This window comes from Acinetobacter sp. TUM15064 (assembly GCF_008980265.1).
Classification (GTDB): Bacteria; Pseudomonadota; Gammaproteobacteria; order Pseudomonadales; family Moraxellaceae; genus Acinetobacter.
In genome coordinates this window covers 1-16,051 of the sequence record NZ_BKFU01000038.1, presented here as the reverse complement: position 1 = coordinate 16,051, position 16,051 = coordinate 1, and the positions used below count along the sequence as shown (strand labels likewise).

21 protein-coding genes are annotated in these 16,051 nt (G+C 40.0%); 16 read left to right on the top strand and 5 right to left on the bottom strand.

Annotated elements, in window-relative coordinates:
• Positions 1-167 precede the first annotated feature (167 nt).
• Positions 168-1,709, top strand: a complete 1,542-nt coding sequence (locus GBI16_RS11820; RefSeq protein WP_228146985.1) for a phospholipase D family protein — start codon at positions 168-170, stop codon at positions 1,707-1,709.
• A gap of 4 nt (positions 1,710-1,713) precedes the next feature.
• Here the strand turns inward: GBI16_RS11820 and GBI16_RS11815 are convergent, their stop codons facing one another.
• Entirely contained in the window at positions 1,714-2,538 is an 825-nt protein-coding gene (locus GBI16_RS11815; protein WP_086208852.1) for a 1-acyl-sn-glycerol-3-phosphate acyltransferase, read from the bottom strand.
• 183 nt (positions 2,539-2,721) lie between these two features.
• Here GBI16_RS11815 and GBI16_RS19045 point away from each other — a divergent pair, with 183 nt between their 5' ends.
• The 6 genes from GBI16_RS19045 to GBI16_RS11790 all read left to right on the top strand — a co-directional run bounded on the left by GBI16_RS19045 (position 2,722) and on the right by GBI16_RS11790 (position 6,620).
• Entirely contained in the window at positions 2,722-2,850 is a 129-nt protein-coding gene (locus GBI16_RS19045) for a hypothetical protein (protein WP_265733398.1), read from the top strand.
• A gap of 77 nt (positions 2,851-2,927) precedes the next feature.
• Entirely contained in the window at positions 2,928-4,259 is a 1,332-nt protein-coding gene (gene hflX, locus GBI16_RS11810; protein WP_086208853.1) for a ribosome rescue GTPase HflX, read from the top strand.
• A 43-nt stretch (positions 4,260-4,302) separates the two neighbouring features.
• Positions 4,303-4,674 carry a hypothetical protein gene (locus GBI16_RS11805; RefSeq protein WP_086208854.1) on the top strand — a complete coding sequence of 124 codons (372 nt, stop codon included), beginning with the start codon at positions 4,303-4,305 and terminating at the stop codon, positions 4,672-4,674.
• A 10-nt stretch (positions 4,675-4,684) separates the two neighbouring features.
• Positions 4,685-5,359 (top strand): LrgB family protein, encoded by a 675-nt coding sequence (locus GBI16_RS11800; protein WP_086208855.1) that lies wholly within the window; start codon positions 4,685-4,687, stop codon positions 5,357-5,359.
• 87 nt (positions 5,360-5,446) lie between these two features.
• Positions 5,447-5,890 (top strand): DUF2147 domain-containing protein, encoded by a 444-nt coding sequence (locus GBI16_RS11795; RefSeq protein WP_086208856.1) that lies wholly within the window; start codon positions 5,447-5,449, stop codon positions 5,888-5,890.
• 280 nt (positions 5,891-6,170) lie between these two features.
• Positions 6,171-6,620 (top strand): DUF2147 domain-containing protein, encoded by a 450-nt coding sequence (locus tag GBI16_RS11790; RefSeq protein WP_086208857.1) that lies wholly within the window; start codon positions 6,171-6,173, stop codon positions 6,618-6,620.
• A 43-nt stretch (positions 6,621-6,663) separates the two neighbouring features.
• Here GBI16_RS11790 and GBI16_RS11785 read toward each other — a convergent pair whose 3' ends face one another.
• Genes GBI16_RS11785 through pdxA form a run of 3 tightly spaced genes read right to left on the bottom strand, consistent with a single transcriptional unit; the run spans position 6,664 to position 9,327 of the window.
• On the bottom strand, positions 6,664-7,512 hold the full coding sequence (locus GBI16_RS11785) for a symmetrical bis(5'-nucleosyl)-tetraphosphatase (protein WP_086208858.1): 849 nt from the start codon (positions 7,510-7,512) through the stop codon (positions 6,664-6,666).
• A gap of 1 nt (position 7,513) precedes the next feature.
• Positions 7,514-8,326, bottom strand: coding sequence for a 16S rRNA (adenine(1518)-N(6)/adenine(1519)-N(6))-dimethyltransferase RsmA (gene rsmA / locus GBI16_RS11780; RefSeq protein WP_086208859.1), 813 nt, complete (start codon positions 8,324-8,326; stop codon positions 7,514-7,516).
• Between the two features lie 32 nt (positions 8,327-8,358).
• Positions 8,359-9,327: a 4-hydroxythreonine-4-phosphate dehydrogenase PdxA gene (pdxA, locus tag GBI16_RS11775; protein WP_086208860.1), complete on the bottom strand. Its 969-nt coding sequence runs from the start codon at positions 9,325-9,327 to the stop codon at positions 8,359-8,361.
• Between the two features lie 539 nt (positions 9,328-9,866).
• On the opposite strand from pdxA, the gene rplM reads away from it, so the two are divergent.
• Together rplM and rpsI are read left to right on the top strand one after the other, a co-directional pair.
• A complete protein-coding gene (gene rplM / locus GBI16_RS11770) occupies positions 9,867-10,295 on the top strand; it encodes a 50S ribosomal protein L13 (protein WP_004695096.1) in 429 nt (142 codons plus the stop codon).
• Between the two features lie 12 nt (positions 10,296-10,307).
• A complete protein-coding gene (gene rpsI, locus GBI16_RS11765; protein WP_086208861.1) occupies positions 10,308-10,694 on the top strand; it encodes a 30S ribosomal protein S9 in 387 nt (128 codons plus the stop codon).
• A 125-nt stretch (positions 10,695-10,819) separates the two neighbouring features.
• Here rpsI and GBI16_RS11760 read toward each other — a convergent pair whose 3' ends face one another.
• Positions 10,820-11,149: a hypothetical protein gene (locus GBI16_RS11760; protein WP_086208862.1), complete on the bottom strand. Its 330-nt coding sequence runs from the start codon at positions 11,147-11,149 to the stop codon at positions 10,820-10,822.
• A 123-nt stretch (positions 11,150-11,272) separates the two neighbouring features.
• On the opposite strand from GBI16_RS11760, the gene GBI16_RS11755 reads away from it, so the two are divergent.
• The 7 genes from GBI16_RS11755 to GBI16_RS11725 all read left to right on the top strand — a co-directional run bounded on the left by GBI16_RS11755 (position 11,273) and on the right by GBI16_RS11725 (position 15,845).
• On the top strand, positions 11,273-11,926 hold the full coding sequence (locus GBI16_RS11755) for a glutathione S-transferase N-terminal domain-containing protein (RefSeq protein WP_086208863.1): 654 nt from the start codon (positions 11,273-11,275) through the stop codon (positions 11,924-11,926).
• Between the two features lie 8 nt (positions 11,927-11,934).
• Positions 11,935-12,366 (top strand): ClpXP protease specificity-enhancing factor, encoded by a 432-nt coding sequence (locus tag GBI16_RS11750; RefSeq protein WP_086208864.1) that lies wholly within the window; start codon positions 11,935-11,937, stop codon positions 12,364-12,366.
• Between the two features lie 17 nt (positions 12,367-12,383).
• On the top strand, positions 12,384-13,043 hold the full coding sequence (locus GBI16_RS11745) for a hypothetical protein (protein ID WP_086208865.1): 660 nt from the start codon (positions 12,384-12,386) through the stop codon (positions 13,041-13,043).
• A gap of 404 nt (positions 13,044-13,447) precedes the next feature.
• Positions 13,448-13,807 carry a hypothetical protein gene (locus GBI16_RS11740; protein ID WP_086208866.1) on the top strand — a complete coding sequence of 120 codons (360 nt, stop codon included), beginning with the start codon at positions 13,448-13,450 and terminating at the stop codon, positions 13,805-13,807.
• An 82-nt stretch (positions 13,808-13,889) separates the two neighbouring features.
• Positions 13,890-14,861, top strand: coding sequence for a hypothetical protein (locus tag GBI16_RS11735; RefSeq protein ID WP_086208867.1), 972 nt, complete (start codon positions 13,890-13,892; stop codon positions 14,859-14,861).
• A 9-nt stretch (positions 14,862-14,870) separates the two neighbouring features.
• A complete protein-coding gene (locus GBI16_RS11730) occupies positions 14,871-15,419 on the top strand; it encodes an ATP/GTP-binding protein (protein ID WP_086208868.1) in 549 nt (182 codons plus the stop codon).
• A gap of 18 nt (positions 15,420-15,437) precedes the next feature.
• Positions 15,438-15,845, top strand: coding sequence for a roadblock/LC7 domain-containing protein (locus GBI16_RS11725; RefSeq protein ID WP_086208869.1), 408 nt, complete (start codon positions 15,438-15,440; stop codon positions 15,843-15,845).
• Positions 15,846-16,051: the final 206 nt, after the last annotated feature.

Sequence of the window (16,051 nt, the reverse complement as noted above, 5' to 3'; positions counted from 1 at the left end):
TCATCAAGAACACATAATCTTCTGTTTATCTTTTCACAGCTCAGAATTATACTCAAACCAAATTTATAGACTTTATGACGATGGAAAAACCACACAGCGCAGTGAAGCGCGCTCTACCCCGCTCAACGTCGACTCAGCAAGGTGCTAAACTACTTTTACTCAGCTGTATGGTGATCTCTGTTCCTGCCTGTAATACTTTGCCCAAACAGATTCCGCAGCCTCAAGTTTATGCTTTTGATCAAGCCACGGACCAAACCAGCTTAGCCAAAATTGTACTACCACTCCGTGAGCAAAATCCGGGATTGACAGGTTTCCATATTCTCTATAACCCACTCGAAGCATTAGCAGCGCGCATCCATCTCATTGATAAAGCAGAAAAGACTTTAGATCTACAATATTATATTTGGGATAATGACCGTATCGGCGCACTGGCACTTTATTCAATATTGAAAGCGGCAGACCGTGGGGTCAAGGTTCGGTTACTGATTGATGACAACAATGCCAAGAAAATGGAAGGCATTTACCTCGCACTCGACCAACACACCAACATTGACATCAAACTGTATAATCCCTATCGCTTCCGCCACTATCGCGCGATGGATATGATGCTCAATCTCAAACGCATTAACCGTCGTATGCATAACAAAAGTTTTATTGCTGATAACCAAATCGCGCTGATTGGTGGTCGTAATATGAGTAACCAATATTATAATGTCAGCGACAATTACCAGTTTTCCGATGTAGATGTCATGCTTGTAGGTTCGGCAGCAGATGAAATTGTGCACTCATTCGATGAATACTGGAATGATGATTATGCCTTTCCAGTGCGTCAGATCGTCAATGCCAATCATTACAGCTTACGCTATGAAGGCTTAAAAACACAGTTGCAACAGCACTATCAAGAAGTGACGGTACAAAATTATCTGGATCTTGCCAATCGTTCACAAGCGTTTGAACACTGGCTGAACGATAGTATCCAATTTGACTGGGTCAAGGCCGAAGTCGTAAAAGACTCACCAAGTAAAATCAAATCCCGAGCTAAAAAAGAAGAACATCTCAACTTCCAGTTGCAAACCCATCTAGAAAAACCAACAGATAGCATCGACATTATCTCTGCCTATTTCGTTCCTGAACGTAAAGGCAAAAAACACCTTGCCAACCTTGCGCAAAGTGATATCCAAGTCCGTGTACTCACCAACTCATTCAAAGCCAATGATGTACCTTTGGTCCATGCTTTCTATGGAAAATACCGCCAAGACTTACTAGAAAATGGTGTACAACTGTATGAATTCTTAGCAAATCCTGCGGCTGAAGCACTTAATGAGAACAATGAGGAAATCTCGAAAAAAGCCAAAGTCAGCATCAAAGGATTAAGCCGTTCTAGCCTGCATGCCAAGCTTATGACGATTGATGAAAAACAAGTTTTTATTGGCTCGTTTAATTTTGACCCACGTTCTGCCAACTTAAATACCGAAATTGGTGTTTTACTCAACAGCCCGCCTTTGGCAAAGGCTGTGCATCAAACAATGGATCAAAATTTGAGTAAATATGCCTATAAACTGGTTCTGGATGCCAACAAAAATATTAACTGGCAAATTAAGCAGGCCGATGGCTCAATCAAGACTTATACCACAGAGCCGAAAATGAACTGGTTTAAACGTGCAGGTATTAAAGTCATTTCATGGCTCCCGATCGAAGGCTTTATGTAAGCCTTCAACTTCCCATCGCGCTCGCTTGAGGTTTCAATACCTTTTGGTGTAAGTCAGCCAAGCCTTGCACCATCTTTTGTTGTACCAAGGCTGTTAAGCTATCGACTGTATGACCTGCAGTACAAATTGCAGGTAATGCAACAAGATGTGCTGTAACTTGAGGCATCTCCAAGACTTTTTGGACGTGTTCGGCAAAACCAATATTACCAATAAAAGGCGAAACTTGGTCGAGCCCGCCCTGCTGATTGACATAACAAATTAAACAAATTTGGACATCGCGCTGTGCTTCAATTGCAGCCCCTAAAATACGCCCATGGACTTTTTTTACTTTAGAGCCGTCAGTAGTTGTCGCTTCTGGAAAGAACAGCACAGGAATGTCTTGTTTTAAAAATTCAGTAATTTGTTCACGGATCTTGATTGAATCCCCCGACCCACGTTGGATAAACAAGGTTCCACCACTTTTTGCAAGTTTGCCAAACACAGGCCATTTTTCAATTTCAGCTTTGGCTAAAAAAAACACCCGTGCGCCAGAACCCAAAACTGCCACGTCTAACCATGAAATATGATTACTCACCCAAAGTGCAGGTTTACGTGGAATATCGCCATGGACATGCACATCAATGTTAAAAACTTTGCAGAGTCGACGACAAAAATACTGCACGTAGCGGGTATTTTGAGGATTATTAATGTCTTTATACAAGCCATGTCGATAAACCAAATAAAAACCCTCAGAAACGGCACCGAGTCCCGTTACTAGCTTCTTGCTATACAACGCAAGTTTTGAGAGTCCACTTAATGATGTTGTTTTTATTTCAGTATTTGATTGCATAGAGGATTCACTTGGCACAGCTTTATTCAACAGTTAATCATTGATTACAACTCATTCTATACTGATCTTAACTTACTTGCATTGATCATAAAAACCGAAAGACTAGATGATTATTTTCAATTTTAATCGTTTAAATAAATTAATTACAATAATTCAATCGAAATATCAAAACAAGGTTCTCCCATGAATGATCAAATGAATCCTCCTGCTGCACCCTTAAATCCCGTTCAAGCATTTAAATTTATTCTTGGGTTAAGCATCTTATACTTTGGAAGTTTGGTTCTTTTGGTACAGCTCTTTCGCACCATGTAAAGCCACGCTATAACTATTTCGCTCAAGCTGAGTAAATTCATCTACACTAGAGCTTTCTAGGTGCGAGATTATATTGAGTGGAATATTTTGAACAGAAACAAGGTGGCGAAAAAACGATTTTAGTCAGTGTTGCCATCCACATTCTGGAAGATCTTGATGCAGAAGAGTTTCGCTTACTTGCCAAGTCGGCAGGTGCAGAAATTCTAGAGCATATTCACGCTCAAAGATTCAAACCTGACCCTAAATATTTTATTGGTTCAGGCAAAGCTGAAGAAGTAGCAGCACGTGTGGAAGAGCTAGAAGCAAGTTTGGTGATTATTGACCATGCACTAACCCCCAGTCAGGAACGCAACCTGAGCCGCATTATCAAATGTCGCGTCATTGACCGTACCCGCCTTATTTTAGATATCTTTGCACAGCGCGCACGTACTCATGAAGGTAAACTTCAAGTCGAATTGGCTCAACTCGATCACTTGTCTTCTCGACTAGTCGGTACAGGGATTAGTCTCGATAGCCAAAAAGGTGGGATTGGGCTTCGTGGACCAGGTGAAACTCAACTCGAAACTGACCGTCGTTTACTTCGTGTTCGTGTAGGACAACTTAAAGATAAATTAGAGAAAGTACGACAAACGCGAATCCAAGGTCGTGCAGCACGCCAAAAAGCTGCTATTCCAACCGTTTCTTTAGTCGGTTATACCAATGCTGGAAAATCGACTCTATTTAACACCCTCGCCAAATCTGATGTTTATGCCGCAGATCAGCTATTTGCAACCTTAGACCCCACTCTAAGACGTTTAGACTGGGATGGTATTGGCCCTTTGGTCTTAGCCGACACTGTAGGCTTTGTACGTAACCTTGCGCATGCCTTGGTCGAATCTTTTAAAGCGACACTAGAGGAAACCTTAGAAGCCAGCCTACTGCTGCATGTAATTGACTCCAACAGTCCAGATTTGATGGAACAAATTGAAGCCGTTGAAAAAGTGCTCAAAGAAATTGGAGCCGATATTCCTATCCTTCGTGTTTATAACAAAATTGACCAAAGTGCTGAACAAGCCAAAATTATCTATGCTGAACCCAATGTCCCTGAGCGTGTTTATGTGTCAGCACATACGGGCGAAGGACTCAATCTACTGCGCCAAGCAGTACAAGAATGCTTAATGGGACAAATTCAAAACTTTGACGTTCTGCTCAAGCCAGCCTATGGCAAATTGCGTAATCAACTGTACGCCCTAAATGTGATTCAATCTGAAAATTATGATGATGAAGGAAATCTTCACCTACAAGTGTACATTGCACCACATAAACTGGAACAACTGATTAAACAAGCACATTTACCAATTGATGAAATTTTAGGTTTGAAAGCAAAACAATTTCATCGTGAACTCGAAGAATTTGAAATCAAAAACTAAATCGGTTAAAACGTGATAAGTAAAATGTTAATGACAGAACAAAATGGAATGGATAAAAACGGTTGATTGGACCGCATGGATCGGCACGGTTGCCCTCATCGTTCTCTTTCGAGAATCTGCTGTATGGGTCACGGGGTACTTTGGGCACCCCGAAATGGGCAATTTACTTGGACTGATTAGTTTATTGATCGTGCTGTTAGGTTGGCGGAAATTCAAAAAAATTCCAGCACGTTTGGTCGATACCAACAATAAAATCATGAAAGAAAGTGCTTTCGCCTTTCTGCCCATTAGTGCAGGTTCCTTGCTGATGATGACCCATTTAGGTCACGAAATCCCAATGTTTTTGGTGGTGCTGTTTGTCAGCACACTTATCCCACTTTGGGTTTATGCCAAAATGTCTAAGAAATGGCTTTAGGAGAATGCTCATGATTCCCATCATTTTCGGTTTTTTCCTGACTTTAGTTGCTTATTTACTGGCAAAACCAATCAATAAAAAGTTGCCACAGATTCCAATTATTGTGATTGGCATGTGTTTTGTGATTGCACTTCTCTTCCTCCTCAACATTCCTTATGAGCAATATATGGCGCAGGTGAATCCTGTTTTTAATCATTTGCTCGGTTATGTCACTGTTGCACTGGCTATTCCTTTAGCGTCCATGCGTTATGACGACCTTCCTCTCAAAGCAGTAGTTGGCATCTTAGTTTTTGCAAGTATTAGTGCGGTCGGATTGCCTATGGGTTTGGCTTATTTACTGCATTTATCTGATCCGACCATCATGGCTTTTGCCACACGTGCTGTCACCACTCCAATTGCGATTAATATCGCAACACTCCTCCATGCACCCATCAGTCTCGCGATTTTAATTGTGATTTTATCTGGAGTCATCGGTGCCGCATTCTCTCCACTAATTTTAAAACATATCAATGATGAACGCGCTTCAGGGTTAGCACTCGGTCTTGCCGCACATGCTATTGGAACAGCCCAAGCATGGCAACGAGGCAGTATTGCAGGGCGCTATGCTGCCTTTGGAATGGCTGTCAATGCGGTATTTACAGCAATATGGTTACCGTTGTTTATTCTATACTTGCAAAAAATGTGATATGTTCCTCACATAAACAATTGTATTGTTTAAAAAATCAACTTATGATGAGTTTGTCGTTTATTAAATGATAAAAGGATTTTGTTCATGAGCAAATTGACACTTGCAATCGCACTCGCTACATCTGTCATTGGCAGTGCAGCTTTTGCTGAAGATATTAGCGGTACGTGGAAAAACATTGATGACAAAACTGGATCATCGAAAGCCATCCTAGAAATCCGTCAAGAATCAAACGGGACCTATACCGCTAAAGTTGTTAAAGTGACCCCTCGTCCAGGCTATACCCCCAAAGAACATTGTATCAATTGCCCAGCACCATATACCAATAAACCCATTTTAGGCATGGATGTCATGAAAGGGCTCAAACACAATGGTGATACCAATTATACAGGTGGAAAAATTATCGACCCGTTGTCAGGAAATATTTACAGTTGCAAAGCAAAACTTAGCTCGAATGGTAAACGTTTAACACTTCGAGGATATGTGGGCATATCTGCACTGGGTCGTAGCCAAACATGGATCCGTGAATAATTGCGACTTAATGCTCGCTAACGTGTGGCTATCATCTGTAAAATCATACCATGTTGAGATTTAACAGCTAAACGATGAGTAAATTATACATTTTCAAAACTTAGACTGATCATTTTAAATTCAATGAATAATAAGGTTTCAGCTAAGTCTGTATGATTTTTCCATTTTTTTAAAAGGCATATGCCTATTCTATATCCAACGACCATAAGCAGTTTGCCTTATGCTAACTGCTTATTTTTCTGTGTCTTGGATATTTTTGTGAAATTATAGAGAACCTTATATGAAAAGTAAGTTTTTTATCGCGGGATTAACATTGTCCATGCTTTGCGGGGGAGCATTTGCACAGGACTTAACAGGGACATGGCAACAAATTGATGATAAGTCAGGCTCGCCGAAAGCCATTATTGAAATTCGTAAAGAGTCCAATAACACCTATACTGGAAAAATTGTTAAAATTACGCCACGTCCTGGATATACACCTAAAGAATTTTGTGTAAATTGCCCATCGCCTTATACCAACAAACCCATTTTAGGCATGGATATTATTAAAGATTTGAAGCACGTGGACGGCACCAACAACTATGAAAAAGGTCGTGTGATTGATCCATTATCAGGCAAACTCTATGATGCCAAAATGAAGCTGAATGCCACAGGAAAGCGACTTTCCCTACGTGCATACATTGGTGTTTCTGCCTTAGGTCGTAACCAAACCTGGTTAAGAATCGACTAAGAATAAAAAAGCCACGAACTTCGTGGCTTTTTTAATGCATGGGCTATTGAACTGGATTATCAACGGCAAATAAGCTCTCATCTTCTAAACGATAAGCCATTAATTGATGCCCCCAGACACAACCGCCATCTACGTTTTGAATCGAGTCCGAAATAGTTTTGCCTTGTAAAGCGGCCCAGTGACCAAACACAACTTTATGGGTTTGCGCTGCTTGCGAAGCGAATTCAAACCATGGTTTGAACCCTTCAGGCATTGGGTCGCTGAGCGAGTCTTTAAAACTAAATTCCAAACGCCCAGCACTATCGGTTAAACGCATACGGGTCAAATAATTCACGATACAGCGTAAACGCGCGTTGCCCGTGAATTTATCCGACCATAAGGTAGGTTCTTTGCCATACATGTCTTTTAAAAAGGCATCGACAACATCAAAATCATCCGCTGCAATGACCGCCTCAACTTCTGCCGCCAAAGCAGCTGCCTGTTCTGCTGTCCAGTTAGTTGGAATGCCTGCATGCGTCAGAACTGTCGTTGCATTTGGAAACACACACAAGGGTTGTTTCCGCAACCAATCAATCAAATCATCACTATCAATCGCATCAATCACATCACGAATGTTATCTTTATCTTTGATTGTTTTAATGCCCCGTGCAGCCGCCAGCAAAGTTAAATCATGATTGCCTAAAACTGTTGCAGCAGCATTACGCTCTACTAATTTTTTAATAAAGCGTAAAGCACCCAATGAGTTTTCACCACGGGCAACCAAATCCCCTGCAAACCAAATAAAATCTTGGTCAGGATCAAACTGAATGGTCTTTAGCAAGGCTTTCAGTGCTTCAAAACAACCCTGCACATCACCAATGACATAATTGTATCGAATCTCTGCACCTGCCACCTTAAGCCACCATTTGATCTGCTAATGCCACAAATTGAGCCAGTGTTAAAGTCTCTGGGCGCGCCATCGGATCAACACCTGCTTGTTCAAAGCCATCTTCAACCAACATACCTTTTAAGCTATTACGCAAAGTTTTACGGCGCTGGGTAAAGACATGCGATACCAACCGTGCCAAAGCTTTTTCATTTTTTGCCACAATCGGCTTAACTGCATACGGCTCTAAACGGAACACCGCAGAAGTCACTTTAGGTGGTGGGTTAAATGAACCCGGCGGTACTTCAAACAAGAACGTAGGTTTACAGAAATACTGAATCATCACCGACAAACGACCATACTCTTTGCTATTTGGAGCAGCCGTAATACGATCCACCACTTCTTTTTGTAGCATAAAGTGCATGTCTTTAACTTTGTCACCAAACTCCAAGAGGTGAAACAAAAGTGGCGTCGAGATGTTATACGGCAAATTACCCACAACCCGTAAAGGGCGACCATCTTCAAATAGATTAGTGAAGTCGTACTTCAGTGCATCCGTTTCAATAATGGTTAAACGTTCAGGATGTGGCACACGGCCCGGTAAACCTGCCGCCAAATCACGGTCTAATTCGACCACCGTGAGTGCGTCACATTCGCCAATCAATGGAGAAGTTAAGGCTGCCAAACCCGGGCCAATTTCCACAATGTTATCACCTGAACGGGGTGCAACTGAACGTACAATCTTGGCAATCACACGTTGGTCATGTAAGAAGTTTTGCCCAAAACGCTTACGCGTATGGTGCCCTTCATCTTTAGGGTTTAAGGCATTAATTTGATACATAAAATTTTCCAACGTGAGTTAATCACTGAACATTAGTGACGAGCTAATTCTAACGCTAAATCAACAGCGACCTGTAAGCTTGAGCTTTTCGCAAGGCCTGTGCCTGCGAGGGAGAGAGCTGTGCCATGATCAACTGAGGTACGAATAAACGGCAAGCCCAAAGTAATATTAATGGCTTCACCAAACCCTTGCGATTTTAACACAGGTAAGCCCTGATCGTGATACATCGCCAAAACAGCATCGGCATCTTTTAAGTTTTCAGGGGTAAATAAAGTGTCGGCAGGCAAACTCAGGCTCATATTCATGCCTTGAGCACGGTAGCTTTCTAGCACGGGATTAATCACCTCAATTTCCTCCATCCCCAAATAGCCATCCTCTCCTGCGTGTGGGTTTAAGCCACACACTAAAATATGCGGATGCTCTTTTTTGAATTTGCTTTTTAAATCTTGAATTAAAATATCAATCACTTGATGCAGGCGCTCTTTGGTAATTGCATCAGGCACAGCTCTCAAAGGTAAATGTGTAGTCGCTAGCGCGACACGCAACGTCTTGGTTGCAAGCATCATCACCACACGTTCCACCCCAGCAAACTCTTGGTAGTATTCGGTATGTCCACTAAAGTGAATGCCAGCATCATTGATGACTGACTTTTGTACAGGTGCAGTTGCAACACCTACACTTTTCCCTGACATGGCATAATCGGCCGAACGTCGTAACTGTTCTAAGACATAGGATGCATTGCTTGGGTTTAATTCACCTAATACCACAGCTTGGTTCAAGGGCACATGTTCAACATAGAGCTGTCTCGGAGCCGATGACGTCTTTTGCCCTACATATTCAATGAGTTCTATGTCGATTCCCAATTTCTCTGCGCGCTTAGCTAACAAGTTCAGATCCGCCAAAACAACAATGGGGCGTTCATCTACCCGCCCTGCAAGGCTCAAACAAATATCTGGACCAATTCCAGCAGGTTCGCCACTGGTGACATATAAAGGAAGCATAGCTAACTCAAATAGAAGGCATGCAATATTATACAACGTATATCAAAGCACATCATGTAACGATGAACTCAAGACCTATCTATCGGCTGACATATTTTAAGCATGTCGATATGGCTCTTGAGCTAGAAGACCTTCTGTAGAAAATGAAACAGTGAAACTTGTTTAATCGAGCGATTTCAAAATTGAAGCAGGGAAATTTGGTACTTTATAAAGAAAACTCACCCACTCTTGGACAAATTTCCAACTGTCACTTTTATAAAATTCATAAGCAATATCATATCTTAGATTATAAAAATATGTTTCAAATTTGATAATAGCGCCAACTCTCCGCTTTTATTTTCGATTCACTCCAATTTCCTCATGATTTAAATAAAAGAATAAACTTTAATCTCTTCCTTTATAGTGCGGAATATCGTAAAATACGGCACTTGAAATTTCATATTTTCATTTGTGATTCCGAACAACTTCGTTTAGAATCGCGTCTCCTTTTGTTTGGACAGATTCCATAGTCCAAACCAACTATAATAGGTAGTGGTTTAATGAAAACTCTCAGCGCTAAGCCTGCTGAAGTTCAACACGACTGGTACGTTGTTGATGCTTCTGGCAAAACTTTAGGTCGCCTTGCGACTGAAATCGCTCGTCGTCTACGTGGTAAGCACAAGACTTCTTATACTCCTCACGTTGACACTGGCGATTATATCGTTGTAATCAATGCTGAAGAAATTCAAGTGACTGGTAAAAAAGCACTTGATAAAAAATACTATCGCCACACTGGCTTCCCTGGTGGTATCCGTGAGACTAACTTTGAAAAGTTAATCGCTCACAAACCAGAAGCAGTTTTAGAAAAAGCTGTTAAAGGTATGTTACCAAAAGGTCCTCTTGGTTATGCAATGATCAAGAAAATGAAAGTGTATGCAGGTACTGAGCATCCACACGCTGCTCAACAGCCACAAGTTTTGGACATCTAAGGGATACAGCACATGGCTACTAATTATGGTACAGGTCGCCGTAAGACCGCAACTGCACGTGTTTTCTTGTCAGCTGGTACAGGCAAACTCGTAATTAACAACCGTACTCTTGAGCAATACTTCGGTCGTGAAACTGCTCGTATGGTTGTTCGTCAACCTTTAGAGCTTCTTGAAGCTACTGAAAAGTATGACCTTTACATCACTGTTGCTGGTGGTGGTATCGGTGGTCAAGCTGGCGCTATCCGTCACGGTATTACTCGTGCGTTGATCGCTTCTGACGAAACACTTAAACCTGCTCTTCGTCAAGCTGGTTTCGTTACTCGTGATGCTCGTGAAGTTGAACGTAAGAAACTTGGTTTACGTAAAGCTCGTAAACGTCCTCAATTCTCTAAACGTTAATTCGTTTACCGAATCGGACAAAAAGCCTTGGTTTATCCAAGGCTTTTTTTATGTGTCATTTTCAACTTTAAAGTCCATGCATTCTGCTTTATTCGTATGATATCCCTCTAGTTACATATTTCAGCTTATTTTAAAAATTGATGATCTTTAGGAAGTGGTGCATTACACGGCTCATCCGTTTGCTCATCGACCATTTTCACAGCTCCATCATTATAAACAGTGACCTTACAGCCTTTTACCGTATATTCTTGCTGAATACCGCCATACATCTCATCCTCAGATACAGAGGTAGCGACATCACAGGCTTCATCAGTAATACAAGCGGCATATTCAGCAGTCTGCGGCACTACATCTACTGATTCGGCTATATCTTGATTTTGAGCATAACTATTTGAGATAGAAGTCATTAATACAATCACTGCGATCAATTGAGTGATTCTGAGCATTAGTTGCATAGTTTTATCCTTATCTTTAATTTTTTCCAAGTTATTCGATTGTATAAGCATATTAAAGTTAAGATGATTTTATTGGCTATTTTTAGTATTCTAACCGATTCACTTCACCTAGTTTCTTGAAATATGTCTGTCGAAACTACTCCGCTTCAAGGAATTACGCTGTATAGCCATGCAGATGATTTTCGCTCCCACTGGATTCGTTATGTACTTGCAGAGAAGCAAATCAAATACCATCTGGTTTTAAGTGATGCAGATGATGAAGATCTCGCCAGCTTAAACCCTTATAATCAGCTGCCGATGTTGATTGAAAATGATTTAAAACTATTTAATGCCAATATCATTTCCGAGTATTTAGACGATCGTTATCGTCAAAACAAGCTCTATGCCGACGCGCCTATGCCTCGTGCGGAACAGCGTCAGTATATTTGGCGCTTTGAACAAGATTGGTTAAAGCTTGCCGATATGATGCTACGCCATCCAGATACACTCGATGCACAAGCAAAACTGAAAGCACAAAAAAAACTGAAAGATACACTCATTTCCCTAACACCATTGTTTCAGCATTTCCCCTATTTTATGTCGGAAAGCTTTAGCATTTTAGATTGCATGCTCGCGCCCATCTTTCTGCGCTTAAACAGTATGGGTGTGCATTTACCCAAACAGCAATGTCGCCCAATTTATTTATATTGCCAACGTATTTTTAGCCGCCCTGCATTTTTAAAGTCTTTAACTTTGCAGGAGAAAAACCATTATCAATCTGAATTTAAACAGCCGTAGAGAATATTATGTCTGATCAAGAATTAAACCTTACGCCGACTCGTCCATATTTAGCTCGCGCCATATATGAATGGATTTGTGATAATCAGCTGACACCACATTTATTGGTCGATGCAACCCAGCCCAATACTCTCGTTCCTGAACAATTTATTCAAGATGGGCAGATTGTCTTAAACATCGTCCCGCATGCCGTGCATGCGCTACATATGAGCAACGATGCGATTACCTTCTCTGCACGTTTTGGTGGGGTATCTCGTGATATTTATGTCCCCCTTAATGCTGTGATTGGCATTTATGCCCGTGAAAATGGACAAGGTTTATTCTTCGACCCATCTGAATATGAGGGTCATACCCAAAATGAGCAAAATGCTTTAAAATCAGAGCATGAAGAAAAACCTGAAGCATCTAAGAAAAAACCAAGTCTCAGACTATTAGATTAATAAAATGGAGTAAGTATATGGCTTTTGATTTAGTACAATATTTTTCAGAACAGATTAAAATTCAAAAGCCTGAGCTTCTGAATAAATTTCCTCACGAAGAACGAAATCAGTATCTAGCAGAAGCCAATACACTCGCACTAGGAAAACTTATCACGCTTATCCGTAAAGATGGCGCGAAACTTTACCACGAAATTCAAACTCAAGATCACCTGTATATTCAGGAACTTGCTCGACATCTTACCACCTCACCTCACAATGTATCTCAGCTAGCCAAAGCAGACTTAGAACATAGTCTAACGGAAATGCTAAGCCTTCAGTTTGCTGAACTAAAACAACTTGATGAAACAGGTAATTTTGGTGAACGAGGTATTCATGAACTTCTCGTGGGTCAAGTTGAACACCTTTCAGGTCAAGCAGACGACTGGATTTGGACAACAAATGACCTAACAGAACTGATTGGCTCTAAACCAATGCCTGAAGAAGAGCTATCATTAGAAGAGACGATGAAGGAGTTTAATCAAATGGTAAATCAACACACAACTGACCACCAAGACCACACACATAGCCAAGCAACTGAAGTAAACACAACACCAGTGTGGGCTAAAATCCTTGAACCAGTGGTTGCTGTTATTATTCTATGGGGACTCTACTGCGCAGCCTCACAAATGTTCATCTAAATGATTAAAGATGAGAGATGCTCTAATTCAACGCATCTCTCTGTTTTTAAATTAGAAATATTTATTCAATCTTCTTAAATTAATCAGAAAAATAGATCTTGTCCTCAACATTATATGGCTATTTTTAAAATTTACATTTCCTTACACTTGTAAATAAATTAAGCAATTTTCTATTCAATTGCAAATTCAATCAAAATATTTTAATTGAAATGTCAATAAAATCACAAAAAAACCAGTAAAAACTGACTAAAAAGCTCGGATTTGATCGCCAATTCCTTTTCCATATTTGTAGCTCAATTTATTTCTATTGATAATTTTTTCACGCCGTCCATATAATGAAATCGACTTGTGAAACAACAGGTTAAAAGGATTTTCTAAAACTCATATAATTGAAGAGAAAAACTATGGCTAGAGTCTCATTAGAAGCATTAGCAAATATTGATGGTTTCTATGCAGCAGCATTGGTTGACGGAGAAAGTGGTTTAGCTCTCGCGACTCAAGGCGGTGGAAGCATTGATTTAGAACTCGCAGCAGCAGGCAATACCGAAGTCGTTCGCTCGAAACGTCGTGTTGCACAAGCCTTAAATTTAAATGATACGATTGAAGACATTCTTATCACTTTAGGCAAACAATATCACCTAATCCGTCCATTAGAAGGCAATGACAAGATTTTCTTATATCTTGTACTTGAACGCTCTAAAGCCAACCTTGCAATGGCACGTCATGAACTTAAAGGATATGAAAAAGGCTTAGATTTTTCTTAATTTGAATTACCCCCTTTTTCATCATTATGGGAAAGGGGTTGTTTGTATTGCCCTCTTCAACCTTTTAAATTAAAGACATACTATGAATAAGCAATATATTAATATTGCGATTACTGGCCTAAGTTCGAATCATTCAGAAGAGCTTAAAACACAGCTACGTAATCTCATTCCTCAAGAGTATAAAATTAACTGGAGTTCTGCTGCCGACCCAAGCATTGATTGCTTATTCATACATGAAAATTTTTATGACACAGACAGCATACAAAAAATCATACAAAGCCAAAAATTCCCTTGGCTGAAAATTACCAAACGCCAACAAGGGCAAAACCTGATTCATGAAAATACGCTTTCTTTACCCATTATTCACCATGAAAGCTTATCTAATTGGATTCTACAACATCTACTCAATACACCGATTGAAACTCAATCACACGCACTTACTGAAGCTGACACACAATATAAAAAAAGCCCTTATAAATTAGAATATTTCAGTAAAATGCTAGATCAAGAACGAAACTCAAAACTCCATCTCTTTGACACATTAGGCACTATTGCAATTATTGATGTACAGAACAATATTGCATGGCTCAATACGACTAGAGAACAAGATTTCACCGAATTAGGCTTTGACTATGATATTGCCAGCACCAGCAACTTCATGAAAGTCTCACGGAAGCAACCACATATACTGAGTGATTGGCTATGGCAGTTTTTTTGGAATTCTCCATTATTTTTAAAAGAAATCGCACCTGAGGATGGTCATTTTAAAATTCATATGTGGCCTAAACCTAGCCAGAACTTGGATAGAAAATACATTTTCCAACTTTCAAGTTGTTTTATACAAGGTGGAAAGATTTCCAAAATTTCAATACAACTTGATTTACCTATAGACACAGTACAACGCTTTATTGCAACAAATATTGCAACAAACAACCTCTCGAGAATCAATATCTGGGATAAGCACTACAATCCCCCAGAAACACCACAAGTTTCAGAAGAATCAAGTTTCATTAAAAGTTTTTTTGGAAAGCTAAGAAAAAAATTAGGCATATAGGAAAAGTGTATGATTTTACAACGCTTTAAAATCGTTTTTGCAGGTGGTATGGGTGCAGGAAAGACAGAGGCCATTCGCTCACTTTCAGAGATTCCTGTACTGCAAACGGAAGCTTTTAATACTGATGTACAACGCCATAGCAAACTAGAAACTACTGTTGGAATTGATTATGGTGAAATTACACTCGAAGAAAACCTCACTATTGGCCTGTATGGCACACCTGGGCAAAGCCGTTTTGATTTTGTTTGGTCCGCTATTACCAAAGGAGCAATCGGTGCGGTTATTCTTATTGACCACCATTCGGATGGTCCTATCGAAGAATTAGAGAACTATTTAGAAACCTTTCAGAATTTTACGGATAATATCGCCATTGGAATTACCCATACCGATCTTCATTCTGAATCAGGTAAATCTACAAATATTTATAAGGAATGGCTACTTGAAAATGAGCTCTTTTCTCCTCTTTTCTTTATTGATGCACGAAACAAAGATGATGTACTGCTATTATTAGAAGCTTTAATTACTTCGATCGAAACTAACTCAAATATTACAAATTAACCCTCCGTGAGGTTCTATATGTTCACATTGACACAAAACCGTACTGCACCCGAAGAGTTAATTGAATTTTCAAAAAATGTAATTCAAGATATTCTCATGAATGTTCGCGGTGTCAATTACGTTATGCTCTGTAGCACTGATGGTTTTGAATTAGCACACGTTTATAAAAAAGATGGTTATAACACGACTAAACTTGCGGCTGTCAGCAGTTCAATTTTGGCTATGGTTGCTGCATTTATGCATGAAATTCACCTTGAAGGCTGCCAATCAATTACATTAGATGCAGATAATGGTAAAGCCATCTTAACCTCTATTCCCTCTTCAAAGCATCCTATGATTATCGTGACTTTAACCGAAAAAGATGTCTTACTTGGCCAACTTCTCTATACCTTAAAAAATTCTGGTAATCGCATTATGCAATATTGACTTAAAAATCAACCAAAAACCAGATACTGATAAGACATCAGCATTAATCAATGACAATAAATTCACTATTTCGCTAACTGCATAATAAAAAAAGCCCCCTAACTTAATCGTTAGGGGGCTTTTGAATAATGAGCTGGCGATGACTTACTCTCACATGGCAAACGCCACACTACCATCAGCGCTAAGAGGTTTCACTTCTGAGTTCG